The organism is Paenibacillus sp. OV219 (genome assembly GCF_900110075.1).
Taxonomy (GTDB): Bacteria; Bacillota; Bacilli; order Paenibacillales; family Paenibacillaceae; genus Paenibacillus_Z.
In genome coordinates, this window is the sequence record NZ_FOCJ01000007.1 from 332488 (window position 1) to 350017 (window position 17530).

Annotated in this window: 14 protein-coding genes and 1 tRNA gene; 12 read left to right on the plus strand and 3 right to left on the minus strand. The window is 51.0% G+C overall.

The window, feature by feature from the left end; all coding sequences use genetic code 11:
* Positions 1-44 precede the first annotated feature (44 nt).
* Positions 45-911, minus strand: coding sequence for an aldose epimerase family protein (locus BMY11_RS19175; protein WP_090579739.1), 867 nt, complete (start codon positions 909-911; stop codon positions 45-47).
* 201 nt (positions 912-1112) lie between these two features.
* Between BMY11_RS19175 and BMY11_RS19180 the strand changes: the two genes are divergently transcribed.
* The 5 genes from BMY11_RS19180 (at position 1113) to BMY11_RS19200 (ending at position 5487) form a co-directional block, all read left to right on the plus strand.
* Complete coding sequence (locus tag BMY11_RS19180; protein WP_090579743.1) at positions 1113-1433, plus strand: PadR family transcriptional regulator; 321 nt, start codon at positions 1113-1115, stop codon at positions 1431-1433.
* Positions 1430-1987 carry an HAAS signaling domain-containing protein gene (locus BMY11_RS19185; RefSeq protein WP_090579745.1) on the plus strand — a complete coding sequence of 186 codons (558 nt, stop codon included), beginning with the start codon at positions 1430-1432 and terminating at the stop codon, positions 1985-1987. The genes BMY11_RS19180 and BMY11_RS19185 overlap by 4 nt, the downstream gene beginning before the upstream one ends.
* A complete protein-coding gene (locus BMY11_RS19190; RefSeq protein ID WP_090579748.1) occupies positions 1984-2931 on the plus strand; it encodes a DUF4097 family beta strand repeat-containing protein in 948 nt (315 codons plus the stop codon). The genes BMY11_RS19185 and BMY11_RS19190 overlap by 4 nt, the downstream gene beginning before the upstream one ends.
* A gap of 179 nt (positions 2932-3110) precedes the next feature.
* On the plus strand, positions 3111-4001 hold the full coding sequence (locus tag BMY11_RS19195) for a multicopper oxidase family protein (RefSeq protein WP_090579751.1): 891 nt from the start codon (positions 3111-3113) through the stop codon (positions 3999-4001).
* Between the two features lie 31 nt (positions 4002-4032).
* Positions 4033-5487 (plus strand): HD-GYP domain-containing protein, encoded by a 1455-nt coding sequence (locus BMY11_RS19200; RefSeq protein ID WP_090579754.1) that lies wholly within the window; start codon positions 4033-4035, stop codon positions 5485-5487.
* A 1215-nt stretch (positions 5488-6702) separates the two neighbouring features.
* Here the strand turns inward: BMY11_RS19200 and BMY11_RS19210 are convergent.
* A complete protein-coding gene (locus tag BMY11_RS19210) occupies positions 6703-7587 on the minus strand; it encodes a helix-turn-helix domain-containing protein (protein ID WP_090579760.1) in 885 nt (294 codons plus the stop codon).
* A gap of 289 nt (positions 7588-7876) precedes the next feature.
* Between BMY11_RS19210 and BMY11_RS19215 the strand changes: the two genes are divergently transcribed.
* From BMY11_RS19215 to BMY11_RS19230, 4 genes are all read left to right on the plus strand, one after another.
* Positions 7877-8119 (plus strand): hypothetical protein, encoded by a 243-nt coding sequence (locus BMY11_RS19215; protein ID WP_090579762.1) that lies wholly within the window; start codon positions 7877-7879, stop codon positions 8117-8119.
* A 110-nt stretch (positions 8120-8229) separates the two neighbouring features.
* Positions 8230-12117, plus strand: a complete 3888-nt coding sequence (locus BMY11_RS19220) for a response regulator (RefSeq protein WP_090579765.1) — start codon at positions 8230-8232, stop codon at positions 12115-12117.
* A 101-nt stretch (positions 12118-12218) separates the two neighbouring features.
* Positions 12219-12935 carry a response regulator transcription factor gene (locus tag BMY11_RS19225; RefSeq protein WP_090579768.1) on the plus strand — a complete coding sequence of 239 codons (717 nt, stop codon included), beginning with the start codon at positions 12219-12221 and terminating at the stop codon, positions 12933-12935.
* Positions 12936-13113: 178 nt separating this feature from the next.
* Positions 13114-14469, plus strand: a complete 1356-nt coding sequence (locus tag BMY11_RS19230; RefSeq protein ID WP_090579771.1) for a putative bifunctional diguanylate cyclase/phosphodiesterase — start codon at positions 13114-13116, stop codon at positions 14467-14469.
* 115 nt (positions 14470-14584) lie between these two features.
* Here the strand turns inward: BMY11_RS19230 and BMY11_RS19235 are convergent, their stop codons facing one another.
* Positions 14585-14803, minus strand: a complete 219-nt coding sequence (locus tag BMY11_RS19235) for a hypothetical protein (RefSeq protein WP_090579775.1) — start codon at positions 14801-14803, stop codon at positions 14585-14587.
* Between the two features lie 249 nt (positions 14804-15052).
* On the opposite strand from BMY11_RS19235, the gene BMY11_RS19240 reads away from it, so the two are divergent.
* The 3 genes from BMY11_RS19240 to BMY11_RS19250 all read left to right on the plus strand — a co-directional run bounded on the left by BMY11_RS19240 (position 15053) and on the right by BMY11_RS19250 (position 17228).
* Positions 15053-16621 carry a sensor histidine kinase gene (locus tag BMY11_RS19240; RefSeq protein WP_090579777.1) on the plus strand — a complete coding sequence of 523 codons (1569 nt, stop codon included), beginning with the start codon at positions 15053-15055 and terminating at the stop codon, positions 16619-16621.
* Between the two features lie 204 nt (positions 16622-16825).
* A complete protein-coding gene (locus BMY11_RS19245) occupies positions 16826-17080 on the plus strand; it encodes a hypothetical protein (protein WP_090579779.1) in 255 nt (84 codons plus the stop codon).
* A 76-nt stretch (positions 17081-17156) separates the two neighbouring features.
* A tRNA-Thr gene (locus tag BMY11_RS19250) sits at positions 17157-17228 on the plus strand.
* The last annotated feature ends 302 nt before the right edge of the window (positions 17229-17530 follow it).

Consider the following 17530-nt stretch of genomic DNA (forward strand, 5'->3'; position numbering starts at 1 on the left):
GATGTGTGGCGCACAGGTGGCTCTTTTCACGCGCTCCATCTGCTCTACTTCTCAAGAGCAATCGACAACTCCAGCTGCTGCTTCGAACCTGCCGTGAGCATCGGCAGCTCGTCCTTCCGGTTCAGCTCGCCGTTCAGCGCCATCCATGGCTCAACGCATACGAATGGAGAACCGTTCACCTGCCACAGCACCACATATCTGAACGCATCGCTGTAGCGCAAAGTTACTTTGCCGCTGCCATCCGGACCTGGGAACGAGATGTGAGGCACGGTTGCATCCAGCAATGCGACCGATTCTTTTAACCCGGTGAGTACAATCTCTCCCTGCACGTCTTTGACAATATTATCGTTGTAATCGAGGAATTGCGAGGCATCCGTGCCATAGACGATATCCTTCGACTCGCTGCGGAAGTACGGGTGGAAGCCTGCATAATACGGCATAGCCGAATCTGATAAGTTGCTGTACGTCTGGCGGATGTACAGCTCGCCGCCAACTAGCGCGTAGGTGAATAGCAGCTCAAAATCCCACGGGAACTCGTCTCTCGTGCTTGCATCGCTCCGAAGGCGCAGCGTAATGGATGCTTCACCGTCCCCGGTCGTTGAAACGACCTCCCAAGGACGATTGCGTGCAACGCCGTGGTTACGCATCGTGTACTCTGTACCTTCCCATTCATACCGGCCCTCCATGAGCTGACCGCAGATCGGGAACAGAATCGGGTTGCCGCCGCGAATATTCGCAGTAGGATCGAGTAGCGTCGCCTTTTCCAAGTAGAACAGCTCCACGCCGCCAAGGATGCAGCTGATGGCAATGCCCCCGCGTTCCGGACAGACTGTAACAGAGGAGTTCGACTCCGTGTCAATCAACGTAAACAGCTCATATGTATCTACCGATTGCTTCACTTCATAGCTCATTACTTTAGGACTCCCATCATCAGGTTATATGCGATCAGCATACCATAATGTGGGCAGCGTACTAAAGTGAACGCATTATTCAATTCACTATCTTGCATTGTAGAATAGCTGGTGATATAGTATAGCTGTAAGGCGATATTTTTTTGACTCACTATTCTACAATGCTTAATACCTAACGATATGGTATAGGGGTGCTTGATTATGAATGTTCAATTTAAGAAAGGCGTGCTGGACTTATGCGTGCTTGCGCTGACCGCATGGGAAGACAGGTATGGCTATGAGCTTGCAGTCAACATGTCTTCAAAGTTTGAGGTCGCTGTCGGTAGTGTGTATCCGCTGCTGAGCCGATTGACGCAAGAAGGTTATTTTTCAACTTACTTGAGAGAATCCTCGGAAGGGCCGCCGCGCAAATATTACAAGCTTACGCCTGAGGGGCATAAACATCTGATGGAGCTGATTTGTGAGTGGAAGTCCTTCTCCGTTGCGGTCGACGAAATTATTAAGGAAGGTGTAGAGCGATGATCAGGAATCAATATTTACAGCAGCTGTGGGAGCTTCTGGCGCCAGTACCAGAGCGGATTCGGCGGGAGTGGATGTACGATTATGAGGAACATTTTCGCATGGCAGCGGAGCATGGCAAGTCGGAAGTAGAAGCGGCGCATGAGCTGGGAGATCCGCGTCTGATCGCCAAAGAACTGCTCCTCACCTACCGCGTCGACCAAGCAGAGACGAAGAGTGGAAGTATTACACTCGTCTCACGCGCTGTGCTGGCTGCGGTAAGCCTTGGGTTCTTTAATTTGATTTTTGTGCTAGGTCCTTATGTTGCTCTGCTTGGCGTACTTGTCGCGCTGTGGGCAACGGCAATTGGCGTCGGATTGTCATCCCTAATGGCACTTTATGAAGGTGTGTATGGCGGTGGCGTGACGATGACGCAAGGGATATTCATCGCGATGGTGCTGTTGGGGCTTGGCATGCTCATCGGTGCAGGCACGCAATGGCTAACGAAGGCATTCTTGAAGATGACGCTTGCTTACTTGAAGTTTAATTCCAGAGTGATAAGGGTGAAGAAAAAATGAGAAACTGGGTTGTGATTGCACTCATCCTGGTCGTTGTTGGTCTCATCGGTGCGTTCGGGACATTCCGAGGTGACTTCTCTTTCGGTACGGAAAAAATCGACCAGCAGCAGTGGATGGCAGTGGACGGCGTCTCTGATATTATTGTCAAAAGCGGCAGTATGGATGTGACGATTGTCCCAGGCAGTGAACAAAAGATTAAAGCAAAGCTGTCCGGCCGAGCAAGCCGCAAATACCGCGACAAGCTGAAGCTTACCCTTGAACGCAAGGGGGATCAGCTGAACGTCTCGCTGGAAGACAATGTCGGTTTCACGATCGGGCTGAACTTCCGCAGCGTAGACTTAACGCTGGAGCTGCCGCAGCAGATGTACCGCAAGCTGGTGCTGGATACAGGCAGCGGCGATGCCGAATTGAAGCAAATTCAGGCGGACCGTATCGAGCTCGACATGGGCTCCGGCGATGTTAGCCTGCAGCAGCTTACTGCTACGACAGTGAGCGCTGATATCGGAAGCGGCGATTTGCACGCTACGGATATAACTGCGAATGAGTCGGCAGAGCTGAAAGCAGGGTCTGGCGATATTACAGTGGATGGACTGAAGTCAAAGCAGCTTACGGCGAAGACTGGCAGCGGTGACATTGCTTTGAATGATGTGGATGCGGCGATCAAAGGTGAAGCAAGAAGCGGCGACATCGATCTCGCACTGGATGCACTGAATCAGACGGTTGATCTGGAAACAGGCAGCGGTGATGTGTCCATCATGACGCGCGAGGAGCCGCAAGATGCGCATATTACGTACAGCAGTGGTAGTGGTGATCTGGACAACGATTGGGATGGGGCGCAGAAAATGACCGATGAGGATGAACGTGATAATCTCGTATTCGGCAGCGGAAGCATTCCCGTGCATGTTCATACAGGCTCCGGCAATTTGGATGTAGGCGCTCGCTAGAAATGAAGGTTCCTTTTGCTGTAGCAGCAGACGGAGCCTTTTTTTTGTTTAAAAAACTACACTAATGAGAAAGAATTGCCGATATAATTAGTGCTACTTGTTTTTTTTCTGGCTGGTACAGTCATGATTCGGTTAAAGCCCGCATAAACTTCGTTGTTTGTAAACGGGGGGAGATGCGTATGGTGGAATCGCCGGATTTGCCGCTTGCACCTTATCGGATCGAGAACGGGATGAAATGCTTCGAATTAGTTGCTGAACCGGTGCTGCAAGAGCTGCTGCCGGATATTTACATGCAAGGCTACGGATATAACGGTTCTATTCCCGGACCTACGATTGTTGTAGAGACTGGCGACTGGGTGCGCATTCGTGTCATTAATAAGCTGCCAGAGGCGACGAGTGTTCATTGGCATGGGCTGGACGTTCCTAATACGATGGACGGGGTACCTCCGATTGAGCCATCGCCGCTCATTGAGCCGGGCTATGGAATGGATTATATATTCCAAATTATTAACCCGCCCGGAACGCATATGTATCACAGCCATTACCAAACGCTCCGTCAAGAAATGCTGGGTCTATGCGGATTATTCATTATTCAGAACAAACAGGAGAAGCACATTCACCTTGATATCGCATATATGCTTCAGGAATTTCATCTGAGCGGGCTGCCTAGAGGTGAGCTGCACCCAGGTGTTTACACCATCGACCCGTTGTCGGACGGGTTTAACTTCTTTACGATGAACGGGCGCTGCTTTCCCAATACTTCGCCGGTACAGGTTCGTTTAGGCGAACGCGTACGGATTCGCTTGGCGAATATAGGGATGCAGGGCCATCCGATGCATCTGCATGGTGTGCAAATGCTGGAGACGGCTTATGACGGCAACGAAGTACCGCCATGGAGACAGCTCCGCAGAAGCACTGTGTTTGTTGCACCGGGCGAGACGCGCGATGTGCAGTTCGATGCGTGGAACCCGGGGCACTGGCCGTTTCATTGCCATATTCCACATCATACATCCAACAACTTTACGATACCAATTGGAGGCATGTTTACGACCATTCAAGTTGCCCGTTAGTTCGAGTATATGTAGCAGAGGAGCTAGTAACATGCAGCTTAAAGGTAAATCTGTCATTGGCCCTATTTTATCTGTAGTATTGCCAATTGGCGTATTTGAATGGGTACGTTCGCTAGGAACGAAAGATGTTTCCATTGTTGTACCGGCGGGACATTTTCACATTGTAACGATCGTCGCTGCGCTAGCGATGCTAGTTGCCATCGGTGTCGGTATAACAGGTCATCGGCTTCGTAACATTAAAGTCGGGTTTATGTCGATCGCGTACTTGTCGCTGTCGGGCGTTTTCTTCCTGCATGGACTTACAACACCTGGCTTTCTGATGCATGAAGATTACATGCCGAAGATTTTTGCACAGCTGAGTGTGCTGCTGACGTCGATTTGGCTGGCGTTGTCGGCAGTGAGCTCAGACCATTGGAGCGTGCGGCAGCTGTCCAAATCGCGTGTCTGGCTCCTCCCCGGTTGGCTTATCCTGCTCGGTGCTTTATGCGCGTTAACCATTGGTTTTCCGGATGCAATTGATCATCTTCCTCTCAACATCAATCCGTACAAATGGATTGCGGCTGCTGCTACATGCGCGGCTTGTCTATGGACGATGTACCGCTATTGGCGAGCAAATCAGCATGCGCGGATCCCGCTTCAGCAGGCGATCGTATATAGCACGGGATTTATCGTTGCGGCGCAATACATCATTCTTATGGGCTCGGCGTGGAAGCTAAGCTGGTGGTTGTACCACTTCCTGCTGCTCGGCTCCTTGCTCACGATGCTGCTCGGTCTTGTCCGGCAGTATTTCTCCAAAGGATCTTTCAGCACGTCGCTGCGCATACTGTTCCAATCCGATCCGCGCGCTTGGCTGGAAGCATGGATAACGCCGAGCGTTCACGCGCTCATCATGGCGACGGAAGCGCGTGACTCGTACACGGCAGGCCACAACAAGCGTGTTGCGCTCTATGCGCTGCGGCTTGGGGAAGTGATGGGCTTGTCGAAGCATCAGCTGCAGGCGATTGCCCACGGCGGCGTCGTGCATGATGTCGGCAAGCTGCGCGTGCCGGATGCGATTCTGAATAAGAAAGGCAAGCTCACGGCGGAGGAGCGGCTCGTTATCGAACGCCATCCGGTCTCAGGCTATGAGATATGCCGGCAGCTCGGCTTCCTCAAGGATGAGCTATCCATTATCCGTTCGCATCATGAAAAATGGGACGGAACCGGCTATCCCGACCGACTCAGCGGCGAGGGCATTCCACTGCTTGCGCGAATTGCCGCGGTCGCAGACGTTTACGATGCGCTGACCTCATCGCGCTCCTATCGCCTCGCGATGTCGCATGAGGATGCGATGGAAATCATTCTGACCGGCAGCGGCGTTCACTTCGACCCCGTTTGCGTGAAGGCGTGGGAGAAGCTTGCATCCATCGACGCGCAGTTCTTCCTCGAAATCGCAGCGAGCGACAGAACACTGCGGCTCGCGCATACGCATAAGGCTGCGCAATAATACAGAAGGCTGCTTCTCGCAAGTCACATGTTGGATGTGTGGCTTGCGAGGGCAGCCTTTATTGTTAGGAGGGCGATGGTCGCCGGTGGGCTGGGAGCAGCGCTTGGGGAAGCTGAGAGAACACATAGAGAGTGTCGATTCAATCGGCCACTCGCTATTATGCTCTCTTTCAGCTTCACCATGTTGCCGAATTCGGTTGCTTCTTGTCTGAGAGTGCTGATTTTGGACTCTCAGAGCATGAATCGGCCGATTTTCATGCTGAGGGCTCATATACGCTCTCTCAGCTCCGCCAAGCTACCGATTTCGGCTGTTTCCTTGTCTGAGAGTGCTAAATCTGGACTCTCAGAGGATCAATCGGCCGATTTTCATACTGAGAGCTCATATACGCTCTCTCAGCTCCGCCAAGCTACCGATTTCGGCTGTTTCCTTATCTGAGAGTGCTGAATCTGGACTCTCAGAGCATGAATCGGCCGATTTTCATGCTGAGAGCTCATATACGCTCTCTCAGCTCCGCCAAGCTACCGATTTCGGTCGTTACCTTATCTGAGAGTGCTGAATCTGGACTCTCAGAGCATGAATCGGCCGATTTTCATACTGAGAGCTCATATTACGCTCTCTCATCTCCGACAAGCTACCGATTTCGGCTGTTTCCTTATCTGAGAGTGCTGAATCTGGACTCTCAGAGCATGAATCGGCCGATTTTCATGCTGAGAGCTCATATACGCTCTCTCAGCTCCGCCAAGCTACCGATTTCGGTTGCTTATCTGAGAGTGTTGAATCTGGACTCTCAGAGGATCAATCGGCCGATTTTCATACTGAGAGCTCACATACGCTCTCTCAGCTCCGCCAAGCTACCGATTTCGGCTGTTTCCTTATCTGAGAGTGCTGAATCTGGACTCTCAGAGGATCAATCGGCTGATTTTCATGCTGAGAGTACTTATTACGCTCTCTCAGCTTTTCCAAGCTACCGATTTCGGCCGTTTCCTTATCTGAGAGTGCTGAGTCTGGACTCTCAGAGGATCAATCGGCCGATTTTCATGCTGAGAGCTCATGTACGCTCTCTCATCTCCGGCAAGCTACCGATTTCGGCTGTTTCCTTAGCCGAGAGTCCCTAATCGTACCTCTCAACCGCCAAAAAAACCTCTCCTTGAGGAATGGTCAGCGCTTCTGCGCGAGCCCGTTTTCCAAGGAGAGGTTTTTATTTCGATCCCGCTGCTAAGGCCATATATCCTGTGGCAGCACGTTCAGCTGAGACGCGATGAGAAGCGCCGTCTGCCGCTGGGGCTTGCCGATCTTGCCGTTGCGCAGCTTGGAGATCGTTTGCAACGAGATGCCCGTCGCAAGCGACAGCTGCTGAGCGGATATATAGCAGCGGGCCATGAGCACCTTGAGCGTCACGGACGGATCAGCTGGTTCAGAGACAGAATGTATGTTAGTTATAATGAAGCCGTAGTGAAGCAAGCTACCGTCGCCATTGAAGAACGGGCAAAACGTAATATGCAGCTCTAGTTGCACGTTATTCGCAAGTGGCTTGGTTTGAACGACAATTTGATCCATTCTTTGGTGAAGGGTGGCATGCTTAATCGCAGATACTAACCGTTCCTGGTCTGCGTCGTCAAAAAACTTTTGGAGAGACTCTTCTTCAATGCGCAGGTTCGGATCGAGAATCGGAGACGTAGTGCTGCGAAAATATCGCTCGATAACGAGATTTTCATTCAAAATACCGGATTGCAGTACCCGTTCGGTCTTGCTCATTGCATCGATCCACGTTCTGGCGGAGATATCCTCGGCCGTCAGCAAGTAAGCAGCTTCAGTGGTATCAGCAACCTCATCAATCGTTAACAGCAGATGCTGTGGTTCTCGCGGCCTGGAAGTCTGTCTCAGCATGAAGATTTCCGATCGTTCGGTAACCATTAGCGCTTCTTCGTTCCATGAGGAGAATAGCCTACTTGGCGGGAGCCCCTTGAGCTCATCCTCCGAGCAGCCAACAAGATCTGAGAAAGCTTTATTTACGCGATCAAATTGCATGCTTGCACCTCGTCCTGTTATGACGGCGAGCGGCGTCTTGAGCGTATGAAAGACAGCGGCAAACAGAGACATCGGGCTTCCCTCACAATCAATAAGCGGCTAGTTTATAGAACAGTATATGAAAGGAAGTCTGAATTTTCAATGATTATTTATAAGTTGTCGCGATTATTTATAAATTCAGACAGCTTTCACTCCGCATTTCGGACTGAACCGCCGGGCACGGGCACAGCCGCCTTACCACTAAAATGTTACAATTACCTGTGAAATACAGTTCCAGGGAACTTTCCAAAGAGAGCACTTTCATTCATAATAATACACAGATCAGCATCTAGGTTTTGACAACGGGGGAGAGTAATTTTATATGGCTAACTGTACGGTAGATGAATGTGACAAACCGGTAAAAGCAAAGCAAATGTGCTCGATGCATCATCAGCGCTGGCGCAGGCACGGGGACCCAGTAGTAACGAAGGTTCGCCAATCCACTGAGCCGACCACTTGTAAGTGGGTGAACTGTGACAGACTTACAGTAAGCAAAGGACTTTGCTCGAAGCATTACTACATTTACCGGATGCAAAATGTGCAGAAGGTGCATATAAACTCTTAATTCATTGCTTGGTAGCTACCAATTATCGACACGATCTTCTATCATGCTATATCTGCCCGAGGTATAATGGTAACAACTACAACTATTGTTCCTTCAGGAGGGCCTAGGCTTTGGGGAGTTTTTCGCTTCGGACGAAAGTGCTCGTGTTAATACTTTTTGTAACGTCAGGCGCGCTGTCGATTGTCGGCTATGGCAACTATACGCTTGCCAAGCAAACGATTATGGATACGCTGGTCGAGAAGGCGAATGCGAAGGTTCAGAACACGGCTAATGATTTGGCATCTTGGATCGAGACCCGGCGTGCTGAGGTGGAAGTGATGAGCCGCACGGATCAAGTTCGTTTCGGTTCGGACAACCAGCGTGAGATTTATTTTAGCACGGAAACGCATCGGCCCAATTCCCCCTATGTATCGCTAGGGTTTGCAGACTTGACCGGACGCATGCATCTTCCTAATAGTGCCTATATTAATATATTGGACGAGCCTTCCTTTACGAGAGCGATTAGAGGCAATGTCGTCGTAACTGATCCGATGGAAGGGCGTCAGAATAAGACGGAAATTATCGTCATTCAAGTGCCGGTATTCGGCGTAGGCAATAAAGTGATCGGCGTTGTGGATGCCTCTTTGCTTGCGGACCGGATGTACCAAGAGCATCTTAATATTCATGTCGGGGCAAACGACTCGCTGTTTTTGTATAACGACAACGCTCGTATTATTGAAGCTTCAATGAAGCTGCCTTCCCAATCTATACATTCGGCGGAGCTTCCTTTTCAATCGGTTGCTTCGGATATGCTTGTCAGTGATTACGGATACGATACGCTGCATGGACCATCAGGCGCCTCCATCCTGTTCTACGCAGCAATTAAAGGGACATCTTGGCATATTGCCCTTAATGTGCCGCTGGATGATATTGGAGCTCCACTCAAAGCGATCAAATGGCGCGCGATCTTAACGATTGCTATCGCGGAAGCGCTGCTGACGATACTCTTCTTCTTATTCTCCGATCATATTATTCGGCGCATCAAGCGCATCCTCCAGGTTACGGAGGCAGCGGCTGCAGGCCGGTTTGACGTGAACAATGTGAATGATGACAGCGGCGACGAAATTTCACAGCTTGCCCAATCAGTGAACCAAATGAAAGTGCATTTGAGCGGTTTGTTCGGCCGTATGGATGCGATTATTAACCAGAACCAATTCGCATTTATCGTACTCGATGACCAGTACCGCGTCACCTATTTCAGCAAGGCTGCGGAGAAGATGCTCGGATACAAGTCCGAAGAAGTCATAAACAAGGCGACAGCGCTCTTGTTTATTGCTCCTGAAGATGTTAGGAGGGAGTCGAAACGACTCAGTAACAAATTTAACCGCCATGTGCCGCCGGATATTACCGTGTTCGAAATGCTGCGCAGTGAGAGCTTCTCTTATGAGCGGGAATGGAATTACATCCGTAAGGACGGGACAAGCTTTCCAGTCGCGCACAGCTCAAACGGCATGAGCGACCGCGAAGGGCGCTTTATTGGCGTAGCCGGTATCGCCCGCGACATTACAGGTCAGAAGCAGGCGGAGAAAGCGCGCAGCCAGCAGCTGAAGGTGATGGGCGCCGCGAAGGACTTGATCGCAACGTTTGACGATCAGGGCCAGCTGCTGTACATCAATGCGGCAGGACGAGTGCTGCTTGGTATTCATGATTCCCATAGCGATACGGATCCCATGCCGATGCGCACAATCGGCGAATTGCTTGATGGTATTGATGATGCGCGCACGGTTGGCTTCCAGGAGAAGGAAGTGCTACTGCGCACGATACAGGGCGCTTTTATTCCCGTGTCGAAGATCCTCGTCGTTCATCATGATGATCAGACTGGCGAGACGTTCTACTCCTGTATCGCCCGTGATATTTCGGAGACGAAGCGGGTCCAGCTGGAGCTGGAGCAAGCAAGGGGGGAGGCGGTGAGCGCGAACCTTGCGAAGAGCCATTTCCTCGCCCAAATCAGCCACGAGATCCGTACGCCGCTTGCCGGCATTATCGGGCTTACAGGTCTCTTGCAGAAGACGGAGCTTACATCGCTGCAACTTGAGTATCTCCATAAGACGAGAGATTCGTCCGAGGCGCTGCTGCTCATTATTAACGATATTCTTGACTTTGCGAAAGTCGAAGCAGGCAAGATTGAGCTGGATGAGGTGCCCTTCGATCCTTACAGCATGATACATAAACTGTCAGAGCTGCTTAGCGTGTTCGTCGGCGGCAAGGAAAGGTTCCAGTTTATCGTAGAGACGCCGAATACCTTGCCTTCGCTGCTTATTGGGGATTGGCTCCGAATGGAGCAGATCCTGCTCAATCTATGTATCAATGCGATAAAGTTTACCGAGCGCGGTCATGTGAGGCTGCAGGTTCAGCTGCTGCAGAGCAGCAAGCCGGGTGGCGATGCGATGGTTGCCTTCATCGTCGAGGATACTGGCATTGGCATGAAGGAAGAACAGCTTGCTAAGCTGTTTAAGCCGTTCATGCAGGCAGATGCGGCGACGAACCGCAAGTATGGCGGGACCGGCCTTGGCCTTGTCATCGTGAAGCGTTTGGTGGAGCTTATGGGCGGCACGATACAGGTACAGAGCGAGTATGGAAAAGGCAGTCAGTTCACGGTTGTTCTCGATCTGGCGGTGGCGGAAGAAGCGCAGTCAGACCGCTTCCGGATTGACCGAAGTGATCGGAGCGGGGAGCATTCCGTCTGGGTTGTAGAGGATTATGCGCCGATGAGCCAGCGGCTGTGCGTAGCGCTTGAAGACAGCGGGCTTACACCAATACCGCTGAACTCATGGAAGGTCGCGCATGAGCGCTTGCTGCGTTCGGGCATTGGCGTTCGTCCGTTCGCGGTGCTGCTCGACTTTGAAATGCCGGATATGTATGGAGAAGAAACCTGGAACGATATGCAGGCAGCGGCCAAGGATGCAGGCGTGAAAACGATCGCCCTGACGACGGCCTACGGACGCGAGGAGCTGCTGAAGCTGCCGCTCGAACATCGTCCAGATGCGATTCTGGTGAAGCCAGCGACACGTGTTAGCCTGAATCAAATGCTGCTGACACTGTTCCCTCGGGAGGAGCAGCCGGTCGCGGAGGCGGATGTCGAAGCGGCAGCGGCGCTAGCACTGCTGCCGAAGCAGACGAAAGGCACGATTCTCCTTGCCGAAGATAATCACATTAACCAGCTTGTCGCCGTGGAGCAGCTGCGCGAGTGGGGCTTTAAGGTCGATGTGGTGGAGACCGGCACTGAGGTGCTGAAGCGCATCACGACCAAGCGCTATGATCTCATTCTCATGGATATTCATATGCCGGAGATGGACGGAGACGATGCGGCGCGCATTATCCGGCAGGACTCCAAGTATGATCGTCTGCCCATTGTGGCGCTGACGGCGAATATTATTCAGGAGGATCATGACCGGTATATGCAGCTGGGCATGAACGATGTTCTTACAAAGCCGATTCCGCCGGATAAGCTCCTCCAAATCATTACCAAGTGGCTCCGTTATGGCGGAGAGCTGCGTGTCGACCAGGCGAAATCGAAGCCGAAGGAGCGCGATTCGGTAGCCACAGCTTATATGCCGGTGCAGGCGCTAGATGATGAATGGCTGGCAAAAGGCATTAAAGGTCTTAATCTCGAAGAAGCACTGCAGCGGGTCAATGGTAAAAAGGATATTTTGACGCATATGCTGAAGCTGTTTGTGAAGGATTACAGCACGTTCGATGAACGGCTGGCTGAGGCGCTCGAGGGGCATGATTACACGTTGGCACGCCGTATGGCGCATACGCTCAAAGGCGTTGCTAGCAACCTGTCGGCAGCTAAGCTCGCCATGCTGGCGCAGCAGCTCGAGCAACAGCTGAAAGCGACTGAGCCTGATCTGGAAGTTGGTCTCATTTATGAGGCAGCAGCAACGGTAAGTGAGGAGCTTCGACAAATTGTTTCAAGACTTGTGACGGAGATGACGGAATTCGACACGAAATCCTAACATTTTTCTAACAATCTATTGTTGGGTTGATCTTCCTATTGTATAGTAGTAGAAGAAGGTTTTTGTACGAATCACGACTCCCTTCACGAGGTGAAGAATGCATGTACAAGATATTGGTTATCGAAGATGATGTAATGATGAGCGATATGCTATCGATGTACATGTCTGAAGAAGGCTACGTCATTAAGCAGGCTGCTACTGGTGAGCAAGGATTGAAGCTGCTCGAGCAGTTCAACCCGGATGTCGTATTGCTGGATTTGATGCTTCCGGATTGGGATGGCACAGAGTTGTGCTTGAAGATACGGCAGACATCTTCCGTTCCGATTATGATTGTGTCTATGAAATCGGAAGTTTCCGAACGTGTACAAGCACTGCGCGCAGGCGCAGATGACTACTTATGCAAGCCGTTCAGCATGCATGAGCTGAGTGCGAGGGTGGAAGCGTTAATTCGCAGAGCACGACTGATGCAGACGGCTGCAGCTGGTGCGGAAGTGGACGAGCTAGAGCAATCGGAGACCGCCATACGGCTCGATACCGAGCGGAGATTGCTGCTCGTACGCGGGACGCAAGTCGAGACGACTTTCTCTGAGTTTGAGCTCATGAAGCTGTTTCTTACCCATCCAGGTAAAGTGTTTAGCCGTGAAGATCTGATCAACGCGATCCGTGGATTTGATTCGTTCGTAACAGATCGGGCTATCGATGTTCATATTGTGAATCTTCGCCGCAAAGTCGAGCGTAACCCGAAGGAGCCGCATTTTATCCGCACCGTATGGGGTGTAGGGTACAAATACGTCTCAGAGGCTGAACCGGCGCATTAATAAACGATAGAGGCTCTCTGGTGCATATTTATGCGCTGGGGGGCTTTTTTTGTATGAAAATATTCACTTTAGCATAATTTTAACGTTTAAAGTGTCCAAACTCTATTTCCTTTCCTGTCGATTTATGTGAGAATTTACCTAAGGAATTTATGGGTCGAAAGGATGAAAGGTAACGCATATGGAACTATTAGATCCTATCATTCAAGAGGAAACAATGCCTCGCCGTATGAATGCGCCAACGACGCAGATGTACGATACCTTGACTGGACTGCCTGGCCGGAAGGCGGCATTCGCCATGCTGGCTAGAGCGATCTCATTAGCGAAGAAGTGCGGCAGGGGTGTGCTTGCGGGGCTTGTAGATATGGACCGGTTTTATTTGATTAACGAAACGAGGGGAACGGCGTTTGGCGATGAGGCGCTGCGGCAGATGGCGAATCGTCTCTATGAGCTGAGCCACTGGTCTTGCTCGGTCTATCGTTTGAGTGGTAACACCTTTCTTCTGTTCCGGATGCTTCAGCTGGATACGGCATCGAAGGAATCGGAGAGGCTTATTGAAGAGCTTAAAAGCTCGGTAGAAAGCTTGCTGCATGTCAGAGGACAGCAGCTATACACGTTCTGCAGCATTGGCGTAAGCAGCTTCCCGGCTGATGGCGATACGGCGGAGCTAATCGTGCGTCATGCAGACACGGCTCTTCGCCAGGCGAAGGCGGCTGGCGGCAACCAGGTTGCGGTCTATATCGAAGATGATGTGGCGCATATCAATCGGATGGAAGAGCTGCGCAGGGCACTCAGAACCATTCTTCCAAGTGAGCATCTGTCGCTACATTACCAACCGATTTACGATGCTGCAGGCCGTCTGAGAGGTTTGGAAGCGCTCCTACGGTGGCATCACGAACTGCTCGGGAATATACCACCGGGAGAATTCATAACACTCGCAGAGCAGAGCGGCCAAATCGTGGAGATTGGCGAATGGGTGCTAAGCGAGGTATGCCGGATGATTCACCGGACGCGGAGCAAAGGGCTGAACGATATTATCATTTCCGTGAATCTGTCTCCGATGCAAATTACAGCCCCTGGATTCGTCGAGACGCTGCAATGTATACTCGCGCTGACAAATACGCCGGCGGAATGCTTGGAATTCGAAATTACAGAAAGTATTATGATTGTTTCGAGTAAGCACACAACGACGGTGCTGAATGCACTGCGGGCAATGGGCGTGCGCATTGCACTGGATGATTTCGGCATCGGGTATGCTTCGCTGACTTACTTGCGAGAGCTGCCACTGCATACGCTCAAGCTTGATCGTTCGTTTATTTGCCATATTACCGAGCAGCATGCCGAGGCGGCGATTGTGAAGGCAATGATCTCACTCGTTCATGAGCTAGGGTTTGAAGCGGTAGCGGAAGGTGTCGAGACGAAGGAGCAGTTCGAGCTGCTTCGCAGCTGGGGCTGTAACCTGTATCAAGGCTACTTGCTCGGCAAGCCGATGCAGGAAGATGCGATCTGTGCGAAGCTGCAGCAGGCAGCGCTATAGCGAACGTGAAGCGTTGAGACGTAAAAGAGCAGTTTGCACCTATGCGGGAGTTTTGGATGACCGAGCTTCCCGCTATGTACAAACTGCTCTTTATGTTTGTGACTCGTTCCGATGATTAGCATACTTCAAGGTAAAGTTTGGTGCCGTCGCTGTATTGCAGGATAGCCACGTCGCGAACCATTTCGACAGACTTAATTCGTTTCCATTTTTTGCGAAAATCAAAGTTGAATTCCATTTCCAGTAATTTATTGCGTAGAAGCTCCATGTATGAAAGCTGCTCGGATGGGTAGTGGACTGGAACAGTACGATTCTTGAAGGTAATGACTTTAGTCATCGTTGTAGCGCCTCCGTATATTTGATATCTCCATTGTAATTAAAATCATTTAGTCCCTTATAAAATGGAAATGAGTCTTCTGTTTGATTTACTTAAGCTTTTCTAACAAATTCATGCAACATTCGCGCATTTTAAGGGTGTGGCGCTCGTGGTATTATTTGCTCAAATGTGCGGAATAATCCTCATGCTGTGTCATGCACCCCAAAAACGGGTAATGACCTGCAGAAGATCGGCGGGAGGGCTTGTAAATTGGCAAACGCGAAAGCGCTACTAACCAATATTTGTTTGCTTATTGCGCTGGCTTATTTGTTCGACTTGGGGTATCGGTACCTCTTTCAATATGCATCCAATCGGGCAAAATATTGGCTGACGACAGCTATGTTTATACTGGGCGGGTGGACGGCGATGGCTTTCGGCATTAAGACCGATGGCCTATATTTGCTTGATCTGCGATTCGTACCGCTTATTATCGCGGTGCTCGTGATTCAACAGCCGGTGACGATCGCGCTAATCGGATTCGGCATCGGAGTGGGGCGGCTGTTTCTCGCTGTCGATGAAGCCGCAATAGCCGCGTTTTTGAATATGACTGTTGTAGGCTTAGTCAGTGCTTGGTTATGCGCGTATCTGCGCTGGAAGCCGTGGCGCTTCGAATATAAGAGCATCGTTACGGTGCTTGCTGTGAATTTATTGTATGCCCTGAATACAACGCTGACACTGGAAACGCTCGACTTAATGCCACTCGGCACCTACTGGCGGGAGTTTGGCTACTATTCGCTGCCGATTCGCATTGTGCTAAGCGGATTCTTGATCTATATCATTCGGGATTTCCAGAAGGAGCAGCAGCGCGTGGACGAGCTGCGGACGATGAACATGCTGCTTCGCAGGCAGACGCGGGAGCTGCGCGAGGCGAAGCGGGATGTTGAAGAGAAGGCGCGGGAGCTTACGCTTGCGAGCAAATACAAGTCAGAGTTTCTTGCGAACATGTCGCATGAATTGAAGACACCGCTGAACAGCATTATTTTGTTATCACAGCTGCTACAAGAGAGCGACGGCGAAGGGGTCAGCACGGAGGACGTGCGGTACGCAGAGCTTATCAACGGGGCTGGGAATGACTTGCTGCAGCTGATCAACGACATCTTAGACCTGTCGAAGGTGGAAGCAGGCAAAATGGACGTCTACTTCGAGCCGTTATCGACGCGTGAACTTGTCCAGACATTGCTGGAGCAATATACGCCGCTTGCAAGCAGGAAGAATCTCGACTTCGAGACGGAGATTGCCCCGAACGTGCCGGAAGTGATGCAGAGTGACGCGCTGCGGGTCAATCAGATATTGCGGAATCTGCTTGTGAATGCGTTCAAGTTCACAGAGCGGGGGGGCGTCAAGCTAGTCGTGAAACTGGAGGGCAGCGTGCCGCTTGACCCTGCTGCTCTGAGGAAGCGCCGGCTTCGCAGCTGGAATCCGGTCGCTTGGGGCCGGCCTGCGGTGCGGATCACCTCGCCGCAGCGTATATCTTTCTCCATTATGGATACGGGAATTGGTATTGAGCTTGAGAGGCAGAAGCTCATCTTCGAGGCGTTCCAGCAGGAGGACGGTTCGATCAATCGCAACTACGGTGGTACAGGGCTAGGGCTGTCTATCAGCTTGCAGCTCGCACGGCTGCTCGAAGGGACGCTGTCGCTCGTTAGTCAGAAAGGCGAGGGCAGCACGTTCACTCTCTATCTCCCGGTTTCTCCGCAAGTGACAAGCAGCGTTGCGCTCGGCGACAACGGCCAGCCGGAGCCTCCGGATAAGGGGAATCGGCGCTTGTCCCGTGCCTGATGGGCAGGTGATGGTGCGAATTATTGAAGTGCAGGCGCTCTCCTTCGTGGGGGGCGCTTTTGCGTTCTATATACTGCAATAAATACGTATTCTTTATTACATGTAGTTGAAAATTGTACGTGGAAGGGTTTACATTATATGTAATCCACCTTTAAACTTAATAGTATCTGAATCATGCTAATTAAGTGGAAAGGGGATGCGGATTTGCGAAAGACGCAAAGGGTAAGCCAAGCTGTAGAACTAACGGTTATTGCCACCGTACTGACGTTCCTGACCGTATTTATTAGCATTCAGCTATACGGCGTTCATTATTTTGACCAGTCGATTAAGTCGATCAACCAGCTCAGCAAAGCGTTTACTCATTGGTACTACCCCGAAGATACTGACCAGCATACGTTTTACGGTGGCCCTTTTAACGTCAAGGGAGAGAAACCGCCTGCGGGAAACAACGGCGATTGACCTTCGGTTCAGGTGATACGAGCGATTCTGCGGTATGTAGGGGCTTAATGCGTTAAGGTAATGAAGTTTCTATTGCGCTGGTGTAGCTCAGGGGTAGAGCAACGCACTCGTAATGCGTAGGTCGGGGGTTCGATTCCCTTCACCAGCATCATACAAAGTCAGCAATGGCGCGCTTTCGGATACTTGAGCTAGAAGCGAAGCTAAAGCTTGCTTTCGATCAATGTTTCACAAAAGATGTTGAAGCAAGTCGAATTTCTCCAATTGAAAAGGTATTGAAAATACGAGGGTATTCAAAAGCTACAAAAAATAGGAAGTTTGTTCTAGTCGAGTGGAAGAAAACGAAAGGGTACCTTGTATCGCCAACCGTTCGAACCAAAGGCTATGAGTTTCTGCCTGAACAGGATATTATGCTGCCGTTGAAATATGCAGAAAACGAGTTGGCAGAGGCGG

What these genes read in the sequence shown, in the direction of transcription:
- BMY11_RS19225 (WP_090579768.1), top strand. Translation starts at nt 12,219, where the DNA reads ATGTACAAGATATTGGTTATCGAAGATGATGTAATGATGAGCGATATG.
- BMY11_RS19235 (WP_090579775.1), bottom strand. Translation starts at nt 14,803, where the DNA reads ATGACTAAAGTCATTACCTTCAAGAATCGTACTGTTCCAGTCCACTAC.
- BMY11_RS19190 (WP_090579748.1), top strand. Translation starts at nt 1,984, where the DNA reads ATGAGAAACTGGGTTGTGATTGCACTCATCCTGGTCGTTGTTGGTCTC.
- BMY11_RS19215 (WP_090579762.1), top strand. Translation starts at nt 7,877, where the DNA reads ATGGCTAACTGTACGGTAGATGAATGTGACAAACCGGTAAAAGCAAAG.
- BMY11_RS19195 (WP_090579751.1), top strand. Translation starts at nt 3,111, where the DNA reads ATGGTGGAATCGCCGGATTTGCCGCTTGCACCTTATCGGATCGAGAAC.
- BMY11_RS19185 (WP_090579745.1), top strand. Translation starts at nt 1,430, where the DNA reads ATGATCAGGAATCAATATTTACAGCAGCTGTGGGAGCTTCTGGCGCCA.
- BMY11_RS19230 (WP_090579771.1), top strand. Translation starts at nt 13,114, where the DNA reads ATGGAACTATTAGATCCTATCATTCAAGAGGAAACAATGCCTCGCCGT.
- BMY11_RS19180 (WP_090579743.1), top strand. Translation starts at nt 1,113, where the DNA reads ATGAATGTTCAATTTAAGAAAGGCGTGCTGGACTTATGCGTGCTTGCG.
- BMY11_RS19175 (WP_090579739.1), bottom strand. Translation starts at nt 911, where the DNA reads ATGAGCTATGAAGTGAAGCAATCGGTAGATACATATGAGCTGTTTACG.
- BMY11_RS19210 (WP_090579760.1), bottom strand. Translation starts at nt 7,587, where the DNA reads ATGTCTCTGTTTGCCGCTGTCTTTCATACGCTCAAGACGCCGCTCGCC.
- BMY11_RS19200 (WP_090579754.1), top strand. Translation starts at nt 4,033, where the DNA reads ATGCAGCTTAAAGGTAAATCTGTCATTGGCCCTATTTTATCTGTAGTA.